This window comes from Oceaniglobus trochenteri (assembly GCF_020529025.1).
GTDB lineage: Bacteria > Pseudomonadota > Alphaproteobacteria > Rhodobacterales > Rhodobacteraceae > Oceaniglobus > Oceaniglobus trochenteri.
The window spans coordinates 270,998-289,945 of the sequence record NZ_JACNMM010000006.1; the positions used below are offsets into that span (position 1 = coordinate 270,998).

At 64.1% G+C, this 18,948-nt stretch carries 15 protein-coding genes; 1 reads left to right on the forward strand and 14 read right to left on the reverse strand.

Going from position 1 to position 18,948, the window contains the following annotated elements; translation table 11 throughout:
• Positions 1-6: 6 nt before the first annotated feature.
• From H7828_RS12420 to H7828_RS12475, 12 genes are all read right to left on the reverse strand, one after another.
• Positions 7-1,605, reverse strand: a complete 1,599-nt coding sequence (locus H7828_RS12420; protein ID WP_226781361.1) for a GMC family oxidoreductase — start codon at positions 1,603-1,605, stop codon at positions 7-9.
• A 9-nt stretch (positions 1,606-1,614) separates the two neighbouring features.
• A complete protein-coding gene (locus tag H7828_RS12425; RefSeq protein WP_226781362.1) occupies positions 1,615-3,105 on the reverse strand; it encodes an FAD-dependent oxidoreductase in 1,491 nt (496 codons plus the stop codon).
• Positions 3,102-4,214, reverse strand: a complete 1,113-nt coding sequence (locus H7828_RS12430) for an ABC transporter ATP-binding protein (RefSeq protein ID WP_226781363.1) — start codon at positions 4,212-4,214, stop codon at positions 3,102-3,104. The genes H7828_RS12425 and H7828_RS12430 overlap by 4 nt, the downstream gene beginning before the upstream one ends.
• Before the next feature lie 3 nt (positions 4,215-4,217).
• Positions 4,218-5,096, reverse strand: a complete 879-nt coding sequence (locus tag H7828_RS12435) for a carbohydrate ABC transporter permease (protein ID WP_226781364.1) — start codon at positions 5,094-5,096, stop codon at positions 4,218-4,220.
• Complete coding sequence (locus H7828_RS12440; protein ID WP_226781365.1) at positions 5,096-5,992, reverse strand: carbohydrate ABC transporter permease; 897 nt, start codon at positions 5,990-5,992, stop codon at positions 5,096-5,098. The genes H7828_RS12435 and H7828_RS12440 overlap by 1 nt, the downstream gene beginning before the upstream one ends.
• 84 nt (positions 5,993-6,076) lie before the next feature.
• Positions 6,077-7,330, reverse strand: a complete 1,254-nt coding sequence (locus H7828_RS12445) for an ABC transporter substrate-binding protein (RefSeq protein ID WP_226781366.1) — start codon at positions 7,328-7,330, stop codon at positions 6,077-6,079.
• Positions 7,331-7,372: 42 nt separating this feature from the next.
• Entirely contained in the window at positions 7,373-8,899 is a 1,527-nt protein-coding gene (locus H7828_RS12450; protein ID WP_226781367.1) for an aldehyde dehydrogenase family protein, read from the reverse strand.
• Between the two features lie 2 nt (positions 8,900-8,901).
• Positions 8,902-9,669, reverse strand: coding sequence for an enoyl-CoA hydratase/isomerase family protein (locus H7828_RS12455; RefSeq protein ID WP_226781368.1), 768 nt, complete (start codon positions 9,667-9,669; stop codon positions 8,902-8,904).
• Positions 9,666-11,237 (reverse strand): acyl CoA:acetate/3-ketoacid CoA transferase, encoded by a 1,572-nt coding sequence (locus tag H7828_RS12460; protein WP_226781369.1) that lies wholly within the window; start codon positions 11,235-11,237, stop codon positions 9,666-9,668. Before H7828_RS12460 ends, H7828_RS12455 begins: the two co-directional genes overlap by 4 nt.
• Complete coding sequence (locus tag H7828_RS12465) at positions 11,234-12,238, reverse strand: Gfo/Idh/MocA family protein (protein ID WP_226781370.1); 1,005 nt, start codon at positions 12,236-12,238, stop codon at positions 11,234-11,236. The genes H7828_RS12460 and H7828_RS12465 overlap by 4 nt, the downstream gene beginning before the upstream one ends.
• Positions 12,239-12,303: 65 nt before the next feature.
• Entirely contained in the window at positions 12,304-13,581 is a 1,278-nt protein-coding gene (locus H7828_RS12470; protein ID WP_226781371.1) for a TRAP transporter large permease, read from the reverse strand.
• 4 nt (positions 13,582-13,585) lie between these two features.
• Complete coding sequence (locus tag H7828_RS12475; RefSeq protein ID WP_226781372.1) at positions 13,586-14,056, reverse strand: TRAP transporter small permease; 471 nt, start codon at positions 14,054-14,056, stop codon at positions 13,586-13,588.
• Between the two features lie 628 nt (positions 14,057-14,684).
• Between H7828_RS12475 and H7828_RS12480 the strand changes: the two genes are divergently transcribed.
• A complete protein-coding gene (locus H7828_RS12480; protein ID WP_226781373.1) occupies positions 14,685-15,686 on the forward strand; it encodes a LacI family DNA-binding transcriptional regulator in 1,002 nt (333 codons plus the stop codon).
• A 9-nt stretch (positions 15,687-15,695) separates the two neighbouring features.
• Here H7828_RS12480 and H7828_RS12485 read toward each other — a convergent pair whose 3' ends face one another.
• Together H7828_RS12485 and H7828_RS12490 are read right to left on the reverse strand one after the other, a co-directional pair.
• Positions 15,696-17,729, reverse strand: a complete 2,034-nt coding sequence (locus tag H7828_RS12485; RefSeq protein WP_226781374.1) for a hypothetical protein — start codon at positions 17,727-17,729, stop codon at positions 15,696-15,698.
• 73 nt (positions 17,730-17,802) lie between these two features.
• Positions 17,803-18,774, reverse strand: coding sequence for a TRAP transporter substrate-binding protein (locus H7828_RS12490; protein WP_226781375.1), 972 nt, complete (start codon positions 18,772-18,774; stop codon positions 17,803-17,805).
• Positions 18,775-18,948 lie beyond the last annotated feature (174 nt).

The following is an 18,948-nucleotide window of genomic DNA, read 5'->3' on the forward strand; positions in this document are numbered from 1 at the left end:
GGGGGTCTAGCCTTCCGTGCCGAGTCCGTGGTCGGCCTTGATCATGTCTGCCGCCTTTTCCCCGATCATGATCGCGGCGGCGTTGGTGTTGGACGAAATCACCTTTGGCATGATCGAATTGTCGACGATGCGCAAGCCGTCGATGCCGTTGAACCGCAGGCGCGTATCGGCCACCGCGCCATCGTCCGGCCCCATCCGGCAGGTACCCGCGCAATGGTGCGAGGTCTTGGAATGGGCGCAGATGAAATCGAAATATTCCGCGTCGCTGCGCACCTCCGGGCCAGGAAGACGTTCGGCCAGAATGTATTTCGCCAGGGGCGCCTGCGCCAGGATCTGCTGGGTCAGCTTCAATCCCCGGATCGACATTTCGCGGTCCAATGGTTCGGACAGGTAGTTCGGATCGATCAGCGGCGCTTTGGCGGGATCGCTGCTTTGCAGGCGGACCGTGCCGCGCGACCGGGGGCGCAGGTGGCAGGAGTTCAGCGTGATCCCCCCCTCGGGCATCGCCGCCACGCCGTGTTCGATTCCGGTGCCCAGCCCCAGATGCAGCTGGATGTCGGGCGATCGGGCGTCCGGGTCGGCATACCAGAAACCGCCCGTTTCAAACAGTGACGAAGCAACCGGCCCCTTGCGCGCCAGCATGTACTGCAATCCGGCCAGCACCGCCCAATGGGGTTTTGCATAGCGGTCATAGCTGTGCGGCCCGCTGAGTTCGCAGATGCAATAGAGGTCGAGATGATCCTGAAGGTTGGCCCCCACCTGCGGCTGGTCGCAAACAACCTCGATCCCGAGGTCCTCCAGGTGGTCGGCCGGGCCGACGCCCGACAGTTGCAGCAGGCGTGGCGTGCCGATGGCGCCGCCGCACAGCAAGAGTTCGCGCGCCGCGAGAAAGCGGGTGCCATCCATCAGTTCGGCTCCGACAGCGCGGCCCCGCTCCACCACGATCCGGCGCACCTGCGCCCCCAGCTTGACCGTCAGGTTCCTGCGGTGGCGGTTCGGCGCGACATAGGCCATGGCCGCGGATGAGCGGCGCGTGCTGCGCTGGGTCAACTGGTAATAGCAGACACCGTCCTGCGTTGCGCCATTGATGTCGGGATTGCGCGGAATGCCAAGCGCTGCCGCGGCTTCGAAATAGGCTTCACAGATCGGCAAGGCTGCCCTGGGCTCGCTCACCCCCAGGGGCCCGCCCTGACCGTGGAATGCGTTGTTCCAGGTTTCGTTGTCTTCGGCCTTGCGGAAATAGGGCAGCACATCGTCATAGCCCCAGCCGGTACAGCCCATTTGCCGCCAGTCGTCGTAGTCCTGCGCATTGCCGCGGGTGTAGATCTGGGCGTTGATCGCGGACCCGCCGCCGATCACCTTGGCCTGGGTATAGCGGAACACCCTGTTCTGCATGTGCCGTTGCGGCACCGTTTCCCAGCCCCAGCTTCCGATACCCTTGGTCATCTTCGCAAAACCGGCGGGCAGATGGTAGAAGGGATGCCGGTCGCTGCCCCCCGCCTCAAGCAGCAGGACGCTGACCGCCGGATCCTCGGAAAGGCGCGCCGCCAGAACCGCGCCCGCGGATCCGCCCCCGACAATGATGAAGTCATATCCCGTGGCCATGGAGCCTCCTCAGGTTGCCAGCGCGCTTCGTTCGATGTGCCGGGCCGTACGCAGGGCCAGGGCCGCCACGGTCAGCGAAGGGTTCACCGCCGCCGAGGTTGGCAGGACCGAGGCATCGGCTATGTAAAGGTTGGGGTGATCGTGGCTGCGGCAATCGGTGTTCACCACGCTTTTCGCCGGATCGCGCCCCATCCGTGCCGTGCCGCACTGATGGGACGGGGTGCGCCGGTCGAACCCGCGCGACAGCAGGATGGGAAAGCCGGCCCGCCGCAACGCCGATTTCAGCGCCCGTACCAGGGCGTCATGGGCCTTCTGGTTCGAGCGTTTCCAGTCCAGAACGATTTGCCCGCCACGCAGGGTGACCCGGCTTTCAGGGTCGGGAAGGTCTTCGGACATGGCATAGAAATCCAGCGCCCGCGCGGCGATCCAGCGGGCGGCGACCGCGGGCAATGCCGAATTGGCCGCCAGGATCGTGCCCGAGATCTTGCCCAGCATCTGCACGTTGCCCATGGGCGTATCTCCGGGTCCACCGCCCAGATAGAAATCGTTGAACATGAGGGTTTTCTGATAGATGGCGGTGTTGCGCCGCAGGGGATGCAGCGCCAGCACCGCCGAGGTGTTGTGGTTCATGAAGTTGCGCCCCACCTGGTCAGACCCGTTGGCCAGGCCCCGGGGGTGGCGCTCGTCCCCCGAGGCAAGCAACAGTGCCGCCGACTGGACCGCCCCCGCGGCCAGAACGACGATGCGCGCGCCAATCGTTTCGCCGCTCTCCAGCCTCACGTCGGTGATCCGCCCTGAACCATCGGTCCTTAGCCCCACCACCCGGCACCCCGTGCGCAGGGTCACGTTGTCATGGGCCAGCGCGGCGGTCAGCCCCACGGTTTCGGCATCCATCTTGCCGCCACAGGTATCTGGAAAGGCATCCCAGGGCGTGTTCCCCCCTGCCAGCCAGCGGTCGATGTCGACGCCCAGCGGGATCGGCGCGGGATGCAGCCCGACGGCCGCCAAGCGCTTCGCCAGATCCGCGATGGCGGGTTCATGGGGCACGGGCGCATATGCATAGGGCGTGGAATGGGGCGGCTCCGTGGGATCGTCGCCAAGGGCTCCCCTTACGCGGTAAAGGGTTTCGGCCGCGCTGTAGAAGGGTTCCAGCGTGTCATAGGAAATCGGCCAGCCCGGAGTGCGCCCGCCGGCATGGGCAACGGGCGAAAAATCCTCGGCCCTGTAACGCATCAGGACCGCGCCGTAGAATTTGGTATTGCCCCCGACGTGGTAATAGTTGCCGGGGTTGAACGCCCTGCCCTGCCCGTCCAGCCATTCTTCGCGGGGACGGAATGCGCCACGGGCGAAGATCGCCGCTTCGTCGCGGTCATCCGGGCTGGGGCGCAGGCGTTCGCCCCTTTCAAGGATCAGGATGCGCGCCCCGCTCGGGGCGAGGGCCGCCGCCAGGGTGGCGCCCCCCATCCCCGAGCCGATGACCACGACATCCGGCCGGCTCATGGTGCGATCCGGTCTTCCGTTTCGGGGTCGAAGGCCACCGCCTTGTCCATGTTCACGGCGAATTCGAAATCGGCGCCGGGGGCCACGTTGGCGTCGGCCCGCATCCGCGCGACGATATCCTTGCCGCCCAGTTCCATGGTCACATAGGTATCGGCACCCGCAGGTTCGGTCACGCCGATACGGTTGGTCAGGGCAACGATATTGCGCGAATTGCGGTCGGCGCCGTCAGGATCGGTGATCGCTTCGGGGCGGATGCCCAGCAGGATCTCGCGCCCCTCCCAGGCGGCCATGTTGGCCTGGGAAAACTTCAGAAACCTGTTCGCCCCGTCCCGAACGGCAATTTCGGCGTGGGGCACGCCATCCCGCATCGTCACGCGGGCGGGCAGGACGTTCATCGCCGGACTGCCCATGAAGGTTGCGACATAGACATTGGCCGGCGCATCGTAGATTTCGCGCGGGGTGCCCAGTTGCTGCACGTATCCCCTGTACATCACCGCGATCCGGGTCGACAGGGTCATCGCCTCGATCTGGTCGTGGGTGACATAGACGATGGTGGTCTTCAGCTTTTCATGAAGCTTCTTGATCTCGGTGCGCATGTCGACGCGCAACTTGGCATCAAGGTTGGAGAGCGGTTCGTCGAACAGGAACACATCGGGATCGCGCACCAGGGCCCGGCCCATGGCCACCCTCTGGCGTTGCCCGCCCGAAAGCTGCCCGGGCTTGCGGTCCAGCAGGTTCTCGATCTGCAACAGCCGTGCCACATCGGCCAGCGCCTTTTCACGCTCGGCCTTGGGCACGCCGTGCATTTCCAGACCGAAGGTCATGTTCTGGCCCACCGTCATGTTCGGATAAAGCGCATAGCTTTGAAACACCATGGCGATGTTGCGTTTCGACGGATGCACCCCGTTCACCACCCGCCCCTTGATGGCGATGTCGCCCGAGGTGATGCCCTCAAGCCCCGCGATCATGTTCAGCAGTGTGGATTTGCCACAGCCCGAAGGGCCGACCAGCACGAGGAACTCGCCCTCTTCCACCTCGATGTCGACCTGGTGCAGAACCTTGACCGAACCATAGGACTTGGTGACGTTGCGGATATCGAGAAAACCCATGGATCAACCTTTCACTGAGCCGGCCATCAGGCCCCGGACGAAATAGCGCCCGGCGACGATGTAGACGACAAGGGTTGGCAGCGCGGCAAGGATCGCGCCGGCGAAGTGGACGTTGTATTCCTTTACCCCGGTCGAGGATTGCACGAGGTTGTTCAGCGCCACCGTCATCGGCTGGCTCTGGCCCCCGAAAGAGGCCCCGAACAGGAAATCGTTCCAGATGTTGGTGAACAGCCAGATCACCGAAACGACCGTGATCGGCCCCGACACCGGCAACATGATGCGAAAGAAGATGCGGAAGAACCCGGCGCCGTCGATCATCGCCGCGCGCACCAGTTCGGTGGGAAAGGCGGCATAGTAGTTGCGGTAATACAGGGTGGAAAACCCGATGCCATAGACGCAATGGACCAGGATCAGCCCCGGTATCGATCCGGCCAGCCCCAGTTTGCCCAGCACCGTCGCCATGGGGATCAGGACGATCTGGAACGGGATGAAACAGGTGAACAGCAGAAGCCCGAAGATGATCCTGTGGCCCGGGAAGGTCCATTTGGTCAGGACATAGCCGTTCAGCGCACCCAGCACCGTGGTGATCGCCACGGCCGGAACGACCATCAGGAGGGAGTTGACGAAGTAGGGTTTCAGGCCGGTTGGCTGCACCCCGATCTGGGCCGATGACCAGGCCTGGCGCCAGGGTTCCAGTGTCCAGGCGCGCGGCAAGGCCATCATGTTTCCGTCGGTGATTTCAGACAGCGGCTTGAGGGAATTGACCAACATCACGAAGAAGGGCAGAAGATAGAACAGCGCGAAAACCAGAAGCACGACATAGATGAAGGTTCGTGCGATCCGGCCGGTGTGCACGGCGGTGTCCTGCTGGGCGGGGGCCATCACGTCTTCTCCTTCAGCTCGGCATAGAGATAGGGCGTCATGATTGCCGCGATGGTCATCAGCATGATCACCGCCGAGGCGGCGCCGATGCCCATGGAATTGCGGGTGAAGGTATAGGAATACATGAACGTCGCGGGTAGTTCGGTGGCCCGCCCCGGCCCGCCGCCCGTCAGCGCGACGATCAGGTCGTAGGATTTGACGGCCAGATGGGCGAGGATCACGAAGGCCGACAGGAAGGCCGGGCGCAACAGCGGGATGACGATGCGCCGGTACAGGCTCCAGCTTGAGGCGCCGTCGATCTGCGCTGCCTTCAGGATCTCGTTGTCGATCCCGCGCAGCCCCGCAAGAAACATCGCCATGACAAAGCCCGAGGTCTGCCAGACGGCGGCGATCACCACGGTGTAGATCGCCATGTTCCTGTCCTTGATCCAGTCGAATTCGAAACTGGTCCAGCCCCAGAGATGCATCGAATTCTCGATCCCGATGCCCGGGTCCATGATCCATTTCCAGGCGGTGCCCGTCACGATGAAGCTGAGCGCCATCGGGTAGAGGTAGATCGGTCGCAACATGCCCTCGCCGCGGATCTTCTGATCCAGGAAGATCGCAAGGACCAGGCCGATCGCCGTGCAGGTGACGATGTAGAGCGAGGCGAAGATGCCCAGGTTGACGATGGCCGTCCACCAGGCCGACAGGCCCCAGAGCTTGGCGTAGTTCCCGAAGCCCACCAGATCGTAACTGGGCAGCATCCGTGAATCCGAAAAGCTGAGGTAGACGGTGAAGGCGATGAACCCGTAGACGAACACGACCATGGCCGCGACCGAGGGTGACAGCACCAGTTTGGGTATCCATTCCTGAAGACGGGTTCGAAAATCCGGCTCCCTGGCGGCCTGGGCCATGGGGTCTCCTTTCCCGCGCGGGCGGGTATTCATGGGGGAACGCAGAGTGGGAAGGCGGTTTACCGCCTTCCCGGCGCGGATATGTTACTGTGCGGCCTCAACGGCGTTGACCAGTTCGTCGGCGGCCTCCTCGGCCGTGAATTCGCCGTTGAAATGTGCCGTGATGACATCGTACATCGCGTTCTTCACCGCGGCGCGGTTTGCATGGCCGTGGCCCATGGACCCCACCAGGCTGCCGGATTCGCTGGCTGCGGCCAGTTGCTCCATGCCCTTCTGCGCGCAGCTGTCGAAGGGCGATGCATCGACATCGGTGCGTGACGGAACCGAACCCTTCACGGTGTTGAAGGCAATCTGGAACTCGGGTGACATGATGGCCGAGGCCATCTTCGCCTGTGCCTCTTTCGCCGCATCGTCGCCCTGGGCGAACATGGCGAACTGGTCGGACAGGAAGGAAACCGCCCCATCCGATCCGGGCACCCGGAAGCACAGGAAATCTTCGCCCGGCACCTTGCCGGCATTCACGAACTCACCCTTGGCCCAGTCGCCCATGATCTGGAAGGCGGCATCGCCGTTGATCACCATGGCCGAGGCAAGGTTCCAGTCGCGCCCCGAGAAGTTGTCGTCGACGAAGGACCGCAGGGTGCCCATGCGGTTGAAGGCCTCGACCATCTGCTCGCCCCCCAGGGCCTCGGCGTCGAGATCGATCAGGGCCGCGCGATAGAATTCGGGGCCGCCCACCGAAAGGACCACGCCGTCAAAGATCGTGGCTTCCTGCCAGGGCTGTCCGCCATGGGCCAGGCCGGTCTTGCCCGCATCCTTGGCCGCCTGAAGTGCCGCGACGAACTCCTCCCAGGTCTTGGGCTCTTCGATGCCCAATTCGTCGAGCACCGCCTTGTTGGCCCAGACCCAGTTGGAACTGTGGACGTTCACGGGCGCCGCCACCCAGTTGCCGTCATACTTGGAGAATGCCTGAAGCGCCTCGGGAACCACAGCGTCCCAGCCCTCGGCCTCGGCCACGTCATTCAGGTTGCCCAGCACGCCTTCGGCCGCCCAGTCCTGGATATCGAAGCCCAGCATCTGAACCGCGGTCGGCGCATCGCCCGAGGTGACGCGCGCGCGCAGCGTGGTCATCGCCGCCTCGCCGCCACCGCCGGCGACCGGCATGTCGATCCAGCCGATCTCTTCCGTCTCCAGGTTCTGCTTCAGCACGCTCAACGCGGCCGCCTCGCCGCCCGATGTCCACCAGTGCAGAACCTCGACATCCTCGGCCTGTGCCATTCCGGTGGTTGCCGCCAGTACGGCGGCCATCGCTGTGGTCTTTCCGAACGTATTACGCATTTGGTGTCCTCCCTTGTTGCGTATCGCGATTGCCCCCGGTCGTCAGGGGGCCTTTACCCAGGGCGTGCGGGTCTTCCCCACCCGCATCACCACAGATTTCAGTTCCATGAATTCATCCAGCCCGTATCGGCCCAACTCGCGCCCCTGGCCCGATTGCTTTACCCCGCCGAACGGGACGTCGGGGAAGCCATCCATCCAGGTGTTGGTCCAGACCGTGCCCGCCTGCGCCCGCCGGGCGAATTCCAGGCAGGTATGGACGTTGTCGCTCCAGATGCCGGCGGAAAGGCCATAGGTGGCATCGTTGGTCAGGGTGATGGCCTGGTCCAGGGTCTTGAACGTCTGCACCGACAGGACAGGCCCGAACACCTCTTCGCGGGCGATGGCCATGTCGGGCGTAACGCCCCGCAGCACCGTGGGCTGATAGAACTGGCCGCCGATCCCCGGCACATCAAGCGCCGCGCCGCCAAGGCAGACTTCTGCACCAGCCTCGACCGCGCCCTTTACATGGGCGTCGATCTTGGCTTGGTGATCCTTGGTCACGATGGCGCCGACCTGGGTGTCCGGGTTCATCGGATTGCCGAAGGCCACTTGGCGCGACAAGGCGACCACCCGTGCGACGAAATCATCGGCGATATCTTCGTGCACGATGATCCGGCTTGACGAATTGCAGCATTGGCCGACGTTGAAATACACGCCGAAGGTCACCGCATCGGCGGCCTGTTCCAGATCGGCATCGGGGAAAATCACCTGCGGGTTCTTGCCCCCCAGTTCCAGCGCCACCTTCTTGAGCGTATCGCCAGCCGCCTTTGTGATCGTCTTGCCCACGCCGGTCGAGCCGGTGAACGTGACCATGTCCACGTCGTCGTGCCTGGCCATCAGCGCACCCACCGGATCGCCATGGCCAAGGACGATGTTGCACACCCCGGCGGGCAAGCCCGCTTCGGTCAGCATCCCGGCCAGCATGGCGGTGGTCGATGGCGTCATCTCGGACGGCTTGACCACGCAGGTGCACCCGGCGGCCAGCGCGAAGGGCAGCTTCTGGCCCAAAATCCAGAACGGGAAGTTCCACGGCGTGATGATCGACACCACACCGATGGGTTCCTTGAGGACCATGGCAAGCATGTCATCGCCCAGGGCGTTGTGGCTGTCGCCCTGCACCGTGCGCGCAAGCGAGGCGGCATGGCGCCACAGATCCGCCGCGCCGCCACATTCGCCCCGCGCCTGGGTGAGCGGCTTGCCGCTTTCCAGTGTTTCGATCACCGCCAGCCGCTCGGCGTTCTGCTCGATCAGGTCCGCCACGCGGTTCAGCACCTCGGCCCGCGCCTTGCCGGAAAGGCGGCTCCAGCGGCCATCGTCGAAGGCGCGGCGCGCGGCCCCGATCGCCGCCTCGGTTTCACGCGGTCCGCCCAGGGCGGCGGTGCTGACCAGAACCCCGTGCGAGGGCGAAATCCGTTCGGACGTGGCGCCATCTGCGCTGTCGCAGGCGGCGCCGTCGATGAAATGCCGCGCGTGGTAGGGTGACGCCGGCAGCGCCACGGTCTGCTCGCTCAGGACATTCAGGTCTTTCATCGTCAGTTCCCCGTGAAATCTGGTTTGCGTTTTTCGCGGAAGGCGGTGACGCCTTCGTTGCGGTCTTCGCTGGCCGAAATCGCGGCACTTCCCAGTGCCTCGACCATGGCGGCCCGGTCTTCGCCCTGGGCCGCGTGGATCATGTGCTTGGTGATTTCCACGGCCCGCGGCGAAAGGGCCACGGCCCGTTCCAGCAGGGAAAGGGCGGCGGCGCGCGGATCGTCGTCAACGGCGGCAGCAAAGCCGAAGGCCAGGGCACGATCGGCCTTGATCCGATGACCGAACAGGGCCATCTCCTTCACCACCGGTTCGGGCAGCAGGCGCAACAGGCGCTGGGTGCCCGACCAGCCCGGAACGATGCCCACCGCCGGTTCCGGCAGGGCCAGCGCCGCCTTGGGCGCCATCACCCGGATATCGCAGGCGGCGGCCAGCTCCAGCCCCCCGCCGAAGGCATGGCCGTTCAGAACCGCAACCGTCGGCTTGCACAGCCGCGCCAACCTGTCGAAAATCCGGTGCCCGTTGCGCACCCAGTGGCGCGAAAATTCCGCGGGCGTCAGATCGCCCCAGCCGTTAATGTCGGCGCCCGTACAAAAGGCACGCTCGCCCGTCGCGGTCAGCATCACGGCTGCAATGCCACGGTCGCGTTCGACGGTCTCAAGATGATCCGCCAGTTGCGCCAGCATCTCGACCGTCAGCGCATTCATCTTGTCGGGGTTGTCGAGCCGCAGTTCGGCGACGCGGCCCTCGGTGGTCAGGTGAACAGCGCTCATGCCGGCCACCCCATGCGCCCTTCGGTCAGCAGAGAAAGGGGCATCGTCACGGCATCATCCGCAATGCGCACCCGCCCGTCCGAGGCCGCCACGATGTCGCGCTCCGGGTCGATACCCGGCATGATCTCGGTCGCCACGAGGCCGCTGTCATCCAGGACCATCACGCAGCGTTCGGTGACATAGATCACCTCCTGCCCCAGTTCGCGGCCCCGCCGACCCGAGAAGGTGACATGCTCCACCGCCTCGACCATCTTGGTGAACTTGCCCTGCGTGGCGATGTTGACACCGCTCTTGGTCAGTTCGACCTTGGCGCCTGCCTCGAACCAGCCGGAAAAGACGATCTTTTTCGCCCCCGAGGTGATGTCGACGAAGCCGCCGCATCCGGCGGTGAGGTACGGCTTCTTGCCCAGTTTCGACACGTTCACGTTGCCCTCCACATCGACCTCCATGAACGACAGGAACGACACGTCGAACCCGCCCCCCTGGAAATAGATGAACTGTTGGGGTGAGGGGACGAAGGCATCGGCGTTGGACGCGCAGCCGAAGGCGAAACCGGTCAGCGGCATCCCCCCCACCGCGCCCTGTTCGATGGCCCAGGTCACGGCTTCGGGGTGGCCTTCCTCAAGCAGGATGCGCGGCACCATGGCGCTGATGCCGAAACCCAGGTTGGCGGCCATGCCGGGCTTCAGCTCCATCGCTGCGCGGCGGGCGATCACCTTTTCCACCCCGTGTTCGGCCAGGGTGAAACTGTCCCAGGGGCGCATGATGCCGCCTGAGATCGCGGGATCGTATGGCGTTTCGGTGGTTTGTTTCTGATCGGCATCGACGACGACGCAATCCACCAGGTGGCCCGGCACCCTCACATCATGGGGGCGCAGCGATCCGCGGCGCGTCACACGCTTGACCTGGGCGATGACGATGCCGCCGTGGTTGCGCACGCAGATCGCCTGCTCCAACCCGCCAAGGTAGGCGCCTTCGTGTTCATAGGTCAGGTTGCCGTGTTCGTCGGCGGTGGTGGCGCGCAGGATGGCGACGTTGGGTACAATGTTGGGAAAATGCAGCCAGGTGTCGCCCGCAAACTCCACCCGGTCGACGATGGGGGTTTTGGCCGCGCGGTCGTTCATGGCGCAGCCCTCGCGCCGGGGATCAACGAAGGTGTGCAGCCCCACCTTGGTCAGAACGCCGGGCCGGCGCGCCGCTGCCTCGCGGGTCATGTCGAACAGGATGCCCGACGGCACGTTATAGGCGGCCACCCGGTTGTCCACGATCATCTTCCAGATCTCGGGCATCGGCATCGACGAAGGCCCGGAAGGATAGGAGCCGCCCAGGATACGCGACAGCAGACCGTCCTTCGCGATGTAATCAACGCCGCGAACGCCGTACATGTCGCCGGCGGCAATGGGGTGGATCGTGGTCAGATCGCGGGGATGCCCTTCGGCATCGAACCGTGCGCCGATGGCTTTCAGCACCGCGTCCGGGCAACCAAGGGCCGAGGACGAGGAAACCGTCACAACGCTGTTGTCGGGGATCTGTCTGACGGCCTCTGCCGCGCTGACAACCTTGCTCATGTCGTCTCTCCATAATTCACCCGTATGCGCCGGCCCCCTTCGGCCGCCTCGCGCACCGCGATTGCCACGGCCAGGGATTTCACACCGTCCGCACCGCTGGCAGCCGGCTCGCCTTTGCCCCGTGTCGCGGCCAGGAACTGTGCCACGCCAGTCGTGTAAAGATCGCTGTTGTCGAAGGGCACGGCGATGCGGCCCGCTTCGGTCACAAGTTCGATTTCGCCCAGGGGGCGCTGGGTCATCACGCCCCGCGCAAAGATCGACCCGGCACTGCCGTGCACTTCAAATCCCGAGCCCGCGAAGGGATGCGAGAAGCTTTCATGGCTCATCACCATCGCGCCCGATGGCATGGACCAGACCGACATGGCCGAATCCTCGACCCCCTGCCCCATCCCCGAAACGCATTTCTGCGCCACGACGTTTTCGGGATCATCGTTCAGGAGAAACCGCGCCACATCTGCATCATGCACCGTGATGTCCGGGATGACCCCGCCCCCCGACGCCGGATCGTCAAGCCGCCAGCCCCGCAGGTGCTCGGGCAGGTGAACGGCGTGAAAGATGCGCAGCGACAACACCCGGCCGATCCGTCCGTCGCGGATCAGCGCGCGCACCGCGCGGTGGCTTCCGGAACAGCGCAGGTGATGGTTCGTGGCCAAGATCACGCCGGCAGCGCGGGCGGCCTCAACCATCTCGTTCGCTTCGGCCACCGTCATGGCCAGAGGTTTCTCGCAGATCACATGCTTGCCCGCCGCGATCGCCGCCAGCGTCTGGGCGCGGTGCTTCTCGTTGGTGGATGATATGTAGACCGAGCCAACCTGCGGATCAGTGAGCGCCCGGCCGAGATCGGTTGTCGCGCCATCGATGCCGTTGCGCGCGGCATAGGATTCGGCATGGGCTGCATCTGAACTGACCACCCAGCGGATGCGGTTGCCCGCCTGCGCGCGGATGGCGCGGATCATGTGTTCTTCAGCAATTGTGCTTGCCCCGATCAGCGCCCAGTTCATTGCGGCCTCATTGTTTCCGGGAACGTTCCAAAACATGTCAACATCTTCACGCCACGGGTGTTTCATCACCCGCTGACCAGTCGCGGAATGAATGTGGTAATTCCCGGCACGAAGATGATCAGCAAAAGGATAAGTGCCGTGACAAGGAACATCTTCATGGTGTCGACGATGGCCTGGTGCATCTCGATCTTGCCGATGGCGCAGGCGATCAGCAGGCACAGGCCGTAGGGTGGCGTGATAAGCCCCATGGCCAGCGCAATGCCCGCCACGATTCCGTAATGCACCGGGTCGACCCCTGCCTCGATCATAGAGGGAAGGAACAGCGGCCCGATGATGATGGCGATGACCAGCGCATCAAGGAAGGTGCCCAGCACGATGCAGAGCAGCGCAAAGATCGGCAGAACGGCCCAATAGGGAAGGCCCGATGTCCAGGCGAGCAGAAGATCGGGCAGTTGATAGAAAGCCAGAAGCCAACCGAACAGCCCTGCCGAACCGTAGCAGAACAACGACAGGCTCACCAGTTTGGCGCTGTCCGACAGCACGTCGATGGACCGTTTGATCGTCAGGTTGCGATAGACGAAGAACCCCAGCCCGAAAGCGTAAAGCACGGCAAGGATGGATGCTTCGGTGGGCGTCGCGAAGCCGAACATGATCCCGCCGACGATGATGATCGGCGCCCCCAGGCCCAGGATCGCCCCCCGAAAGGCGGCGACGAACTCGGCCCGGTCCGCGCGGGGCTCTACCGGCCAGCTTTCGATCCTGGCCCGCCGCGCCACATAGGCCATCTGCGCCAGGGCGATCATCAGGCCGGGGATGATTCCGGCGGCGAATAGCTGCGCCACCGACGTGCCCGTGATCGCGCCCCAGATCACGAAGAAGATGCTGGGTGGAATGATCGCACCCAGAACCGATGAAGCGGCCGTTATCGCCACCGCCACCGATTGCGAATATCCCTTGCGGCCCATCGCCGGGATCAGCACGGCGCCCACCCCGGCGGTATCGGCGGTGGACGACCCCGACACGCCCGCAAACAGCATGCTGACCACGATGTTGATATGGGCCAGCCCGCCCCGGAAGTGCCCGACAATGGCATAGGCGAAACGGATCAACCGCTCGGTGATCCCGGTTTCGTTCATCAGGGAACCGGCCAGCAAGAACAGCGGCACCGCCAGCAGGACGAAGGAATCGAGACTGGAATAAAACCGGCGCGCCAGCATGAAAACGGTCAGATGCGGTTCGATAACCAGCACGGCGGCCGAGGCCGCCATCAGCGACACCCCAATGGGCACTCCGATGGCAATGCAGACGCCGATGATGATCATCATGAGAAGGACAAGTTCCATGGCGTCACTCTCCTCCGATGCGCAGGGGGCCGCCCCGCGCCATGCGCAAGGCATTCACGCAGATCGCCACGCATCCGATAAGCGCCCCGACCGGCAGCGCGGCATAGCTAGACGCCTGCGGCAGGCCGGTGACCAGGGAGTGGCGGCGGAACCCCTTGAGAAAGAACTCGTATCCTGACCAGGCGAAGAAGATCATCACGGCGAGGGTCAGCACGACGATCACAAGCCCGAGTGAGCGTTGCGCCCCGGCGGGCACGGCGCCGATCAGGAAGTTGAACGAGAAATGCGTGCCCTCGACAAACCCATAGCCCGCCCCGATCATGACCATCCACATGAAAAGCAGACGTGCGATTTCCTCGGTCCACAGGAACGGAGGGATAAAGGGGATGTATCGGGCGAAAACCTGATAGGCCACCAGCAGGCAGAGACCCGCCAGCATTGCCGCCAGGGCTGCACGAAATATTCGTTGGATCATGGCAGGCCCTCCCTTGCGCTGCGCCACAGGACATATGCGACCCCCGTTACACTCGTCCCGGTGCGCAAAATGCTGCCTGATCGTTTAAACGATTAATCTTATCCTGTCCACAGGGCAGAATGCGACGGCAGCAAGTGCCGCAATATATGGCAGGGTTCTGGTTTAACGGTTCATCGAAACCCCTCACCAGCGATGGATCCGCCGTTCCGCCCTGGCCCTCGTCCCCTGATTTGCTGTTGGGACCGTAAAACAAGACCGGTGGACAACCGTTGGCGCCGCGGCACCCATGGCAGCGAGGTCTGGTTGTCAGAGGATCGTCCAGCTGATCTGTGGCGTCGATACCGATCGCAGGCCTTTGCAGGTGCTTCCCGAAGCCAAAGGGCGACACTGGTGGCGAATCACCGGCGGGCATGGTCTTTCACTGGGCGAGGTGCATTCGCAAAGCCATGTCCCCTACCGGTTCGGCCGCCGTCCAGGGCGTGGCGTGATCGTCAGGGTGCGCGTTGAAATCCGCACCTTGGATATTTTCGCCGAATCTGGCCGGCAAGACTTTGTTTTCCGGCCAATACCATGCAGACTGGTTAAACCTTTAAGTAACCATCCGCCCGAATTCTCAGGAGCAGGAGCGATGAAGCCACGCGTCAGCATCAAGCAGGTAGCCGCGAAGGCCGGGGTTTCGGCCGCGACCGTATCGCTTGTGCTGAACGACAAGGGTCGCATTTCAGAACAGACCCAACGGAAGGTGCGCAAGGCTGCGCAAAGCCTCGGCTTCATCCTCAACAAGAGCGCGTCGCGTCTTCGGTCGGGGCGGTCGCTTCTGATCGGGCTGGTGGTGAACGATATTTCCAACCCGTTCTTCGCGGAACTGTCGTCGGACGTGGAAACCATCGCCGCCGAGAAGGGCTATCTTTCCGTGATGGCGAACACCCGCGACGACATCGAGCGCCAACACGCCGTGATCGAAACGATGATCGGTCAGGGGGTGGCCGGGCTGATCATCAGCGCTGCAAGCGGATCGGATGATCGGTCGTTCAAGCTGATCCGCGACCACGGCATTCCCTATGTCCTCTGCGTGCGTGAAATCAAGGATTATGCGGCCGACTTCATCGGTTTTGACAATCACCAGGCAGGGGTGATTGCCGCCGAGCACCTGATCGCCCAGGGTTATCGCAACATCGCCTTCATCGGTGGGATGGAGCACAACGAGAACCGCCGCCGCAGGTTCGAGGGCGTTTCCGATGCCCTGACCCGTCACCGGTTGACCATGCCCGAGTCCTGGGCGCTGTCCGGCCCCGCCACGCGCGAGTTCGGCGCACAGGCCGCGACGGCCCTTCTGTCGCACCACCGCGAAATCGAGGCGCTGGCCTGCTTCAACGATTACGTGGCCCTTGGTGCCTACGAGGGTATCAACAACGCTCGCCTGACCATCGGGCGCGATATAGGTGTGATCGGGTTCGACAACGTGCCGGAGTCTGCCTCGTGGATGCCGCCGCTCACGACGGTCGAGCTGTTTCCCCGCGCAATCGGGCGGCGCGCGGCCAAGGCGCTGCTGACCGCCATCGACAGCCCTGACGAGGCCCCCGAACGGGTGTTTCTCGCCCCTACCCTCATGCGGCGCAAATCCTGCTGACCGGAACCGTCACGCCAGGCGCAGAGCGCCCGAAACCTCGATCCGCGCGCCCGGGTCCAGATGATCGGCCGTCACGCTGCCCTCACGGCACAGGATCGTTGCGCCCGCGCTGCCGGTGACACGAACCGTGCCCTCGGGGGTGGTCAACAGGATGTCGTCGCCACCGCCGCCAGGGTGGACACCCGCCGCCCAGATGCGATGGTCAGGCAGGGCGACCAACCAGGCGGGGGCCGGCCCACAGCGCAGACTGGCCGACGCCAGCGTCACCCGGCCTGTTGCCGTCTGCCTCGCAATTCGCGAGTCCAGCATGGGCAGGCCCACCGGCGCGCCCCCGGCCCAGTCGGCGATGCGCCGCCAATCGTGCAGATCGATTGTCATCCCGAACGCCCGCCCGTCGCGTTCGTATTCCAGGGTCCAGTGGCGCTGGCCCGTACCGGGGCGGCAGGGGGGATCGGCCTGATCGGTGAAACGGCCCGACGCGATCTTCTTGACGAAATCCGTCAAATCGCCCTGCGCCGCCTGGGCCTCGATAAAGAACCCGGCGCGGATATGGCCATGGAAGAACGCGCCCGGCCGGGCCTGCGACCAGAATGTGCGCGGTGTTCCGTGATAGTCGCGCAATTCGACAGCCAGCATGCCGTCCCGTTCGACGATGCGGTTGGTCAGGCCGGGCTGAAGTTCGCCCGAGGAAAGCGGCCGGATCACCAGATGCACCGGCCCAAGGTCGATCCCGATAGCCGCGTCGCGCGGAGCCTCGACCGGCCAGGACCCAACCTTTTGCCCGCCCACCCACAGCGCGCGTACATCCTTCGCCCGTGCCACCACGATGCAGGCCTTGGCATCATGGGTGGCATCCCAGGCATTCAGCCTGCGAGGGCGGTAGGCGCCGAACATGCGCGGCCCGTCCTGAACCCCCACGAATGCCCCGTGATCGAAAAACACCTGGCGGCGGGGGCGCGACGGTGTGGTGGCGTATTCGCCAAGCCACTGATCGTTCCAGATGTATTTGCAGAACACCGTGCCCGGCGCCCCGCCCCGTCCGGCATAATGAAGGGCAAAGGCGGTGGATTGCGCGGCGATATAGCGGTTGTTCTGGGTGTCCAGCTCGCGCGATGCGGTGCCGAACGAGAACCGGGGCTGGTGGTGGCTGACCAGGTGGGTGCCCCGGGCCGCATCAGAGGTTTCGCGCACCTGCCCCTTGGCGGGGTCGGTCAGGTGAAGCACCCAGTCCGGCGCCCAACCCCGGGCAATCCAGTCTTTCAGGATGTCGAGATCGCGGCGCGTCTCGCCCACCAGAAACGGATGATATGCCCGGCAATGGGGCGCGGCCATACGCCCCGTGGCGCCATTGACATGAAGCGCGACACTCAGGATCTGGCGCAGGGCCACCTGCCCGGCCCGGCGGGCCAGTGACCGATCCTCGGCCAGCTCCCCGATCAGGCGCAGCGCGGTGACGGTCATCTGGGTGTAGACGGGCGAGTTGAACTCATGGGCCAGGCCGCTTTCGTCGATCAGTGCCATCCAGGCCCGGAACCGTGCTGCCCCCAGATCGCGAAAGTGGGCATCGCCCAGATACTGCCCTCCGACGATCAGGCTCGCTACCGACTGGCTGATGATGTTGGTATATTCCGGGCCAACATCGATACGTTCGATCGCGGTCAGTACCCGGTGCAGGGTTTTCCCCACTGCACCGCGCGCCGTATCCGGCAAGCGGTGCGCAAAGCGGTGCATCATCGGGGCGATCCGCACCGCGTAAAAGACGGCGGCGTTCAGATCCTCGACACCGGGGTCTTCCCGCTCCCACCGGAAATTGCCGAATGTGGGCGATGCGGGGTCCTGATCCTGAAGCTCATCCAGCGCGGTCAACACCGCCACCGCCCGTTCGATCTCGGCCGTGCCGCCATGTTCGAGCAAGGCAACGGCATGATCGGCGGCAATCCACATCGTGTGGAACGGATGCCCGTCGATCAAGGTGCGCGGCATGGCGATGGCTTCATCCCATTCGGCAACGTCGGGCAAAAGGGCGTCAGGGGAACTGTGCATCTGGGCCTCGTTCGCAAAGAACGCCGCCGGCCAGAAAATCCCGGCCGACGGCGCATCCTGTCATTCCATCATTTTACTTTACGTCGCGGATCTGCTGAACCGCCTCGACAAGGCCCAGATCGGCGATCACCGGCTCAAGTGCCGCGGATACCTTGGCCTGGATGTCGTCCTTGTCGACCTGCACGATGTTCACGCCGTGCTCGTTTTCCAGTGCCGCCTTGGATTCCGAGTCGAACTTGTGCTCCAGCGCGCGCTGGAATTCGGCGGCCTGGCGTCCTGCCTCGACCACGGCCTCCTGCTGTTCGAGGGTCAGGCGGTCATGGGCCACCTTCGAGAACAGCAGCGGACGGGTGACATATTCATGTTCGGTCTGCACATAGTACTTGGCCTGTTCATAGAACTTCATGCGCAGTACCCACTCGGCCTCGTTCTCAAGCCCGTCCACCACGCCCAGCTGAAGGCCGGAATAGATTTCGTTGTAGGCCATGACGGTGGGCACAACGCCCAGGGCCTCCCAGGCCTTCACCTGCACGGCAGCCGGATGAAGGCGCACGCGCAGCCCCGCGATGTCGGCATTCGTCTCAACTTCCTTCGAGCTTACCAGGTTGCGGATCGACCCGCCGAAGTATCCCAGAACCATGGCGCCGGTGTTGTCGGCCACGTTGGCGGCCAGATTAGATCCCACCTCGCCGCTGACCACGGTTTGCCAATGGTCGAAGTCGCGAAACACGAAGGGCACGACAAGGGCCTGAACCGCCGGCGCGAATTCGGCAAGATAGCCGGGCGCCGTCGTCAGCAGGGCAACCTGTCCGTCTTCCAGCAGCTCGAATATCTCGGCGCCGGTGCCGAGCTGTGCGTCGGGAAAGACCTTGACGGTCACTTCGCCGCCGGTGAGCTCGGACAGGATCTCGCCGAATTTCAGCATGCCCTGCCCCTGCCCCGTCGAAAGCGGCCCATCGATCGAAGCAGCCAGTTCAACCGCGCCCACATGGGCCGGGGCCAGCGCCAGACCGGCGGCGCAAATCCAATGACGTACAGACAGCATCTGTTTCCTCCCTGCTGTAAAAACGTTTAACCAAACTTATGCCGTGACGCACTCTGCGGGTCAACATGTTTCACAAGGTTGCGCGGTACCACTCATCCCATTGATTACTGAAGAAATTAGCCAAACGTCAGAGCAATTGACTCGATCTGGTCAACTGGTGGATCGCCAATATTC

Bases quoted from the DNA above. Each gene is read 5' to 3' on its own strand.
- H7828_RS12420 (WP_226781361.1), bottom strand. From the start codon at position 1,605: ATGGCCACGGGATATGACTTCATCATTGTCGGGGGCGGATCCGCGGGC.
- H7828_RS12425 (WP_226781362.1), bottom strand. From the start codon at position 3,105: ATGAGCCGGCCGGATGTCGTGGTCATCGGCTCGGGGATGGGGGGCGCC.
- H7828_RS12430 (WP_226781363.1), bottom strand. From the start codon at position 4,214: ATGGGTTTTCTCGATATCCGCAACGTCACCAAGTCCTATGGTTCGGTC.
- H7828_RS12435 (WP_226781364.1), bottom strand. From the start codon at position 5,096: ATGGCCCCCGCCCAGCAGGACACCGCCGTGCACACCGGCCGGATCGCA.
- H7828_RS12440 (WP_226781365.1), bottom strand. From the start codon at position 5,992: ATGGCCCAGGCCGCCAGGGAGCCGGATTTTCGAACCCGTCTTCAGGAA.
- H7828_RS12445 (WP_226781366.1), bottom strand. From the start codon at position 7,330: ATGCGTAATACGTTCGGAAAGACCACAGCGATGGCCGCCGTACTGGCG.
- H7828_RS12450 (WP_226781367.1), bottom strand. From the start codon at position 8,899: ATGAAAGACCTGAATGTCCTGAGCGAGCAGACCGTGGCGCTGCCGGCG.
- H7828_RS12455 (WP_226781368.1), bottom strand. From the start codon at position 9,669: ATGAGCGCTGTTCACCTGACCACCGAGGGCCGCGTCGCCGAACTGCGG.
- H7828_RS12460 (WP_226781369.1), bottom strand. From the start codon at position 11,237: ATGAGCAAGGTTGTCAGCGCGGCAGAGGCCGTCAGACAGATCCCCGAC.
- H7828_RS12465 (WP_226781370.1), bottom strand. From the start codon at position 12,238: ATGAACTGGGCGCTGATCGGGGCAAGCACAATTGCTGAAGAACACATG.
- H7828_RS12470 (WP_226781371.1), bottom strand. From the start codon at position 13,581: ATGGAACTTGTCCTTCTCATGATGATCATCATCGGCGTCTGCATTGCC.
- H7828_RS12475 (WP_226781372.1), bottom strand. From the start codon at position 14,056: ATGATCCAACGAATATTTCGTGCAGCCCTGGCGGCAATGCTGGCGGGT.
- H7828_RS12480 (WP_226781373.1), top strand. From the start codon at position 14,685: ATGAAGCCACGCGTCAGCATCAAGCAGGTAGCCGCGAAGGCCGGGGTT.
- H7828_RS12485 (WP_226781374.1), bottom strand. From the start codon at position 17,729: ATGCACAGTTCCCCTGACGCCCTTTTGCCCGACGTTGCCGAATGGGAT.
- H7828_RS12490 (WP_226781375.1), bottom strand. From the start codon at position 18,774: ATGCTGTCTGTACGTCATTGGATTTGCGCCGCCGGTCTGGCGCTGGCC.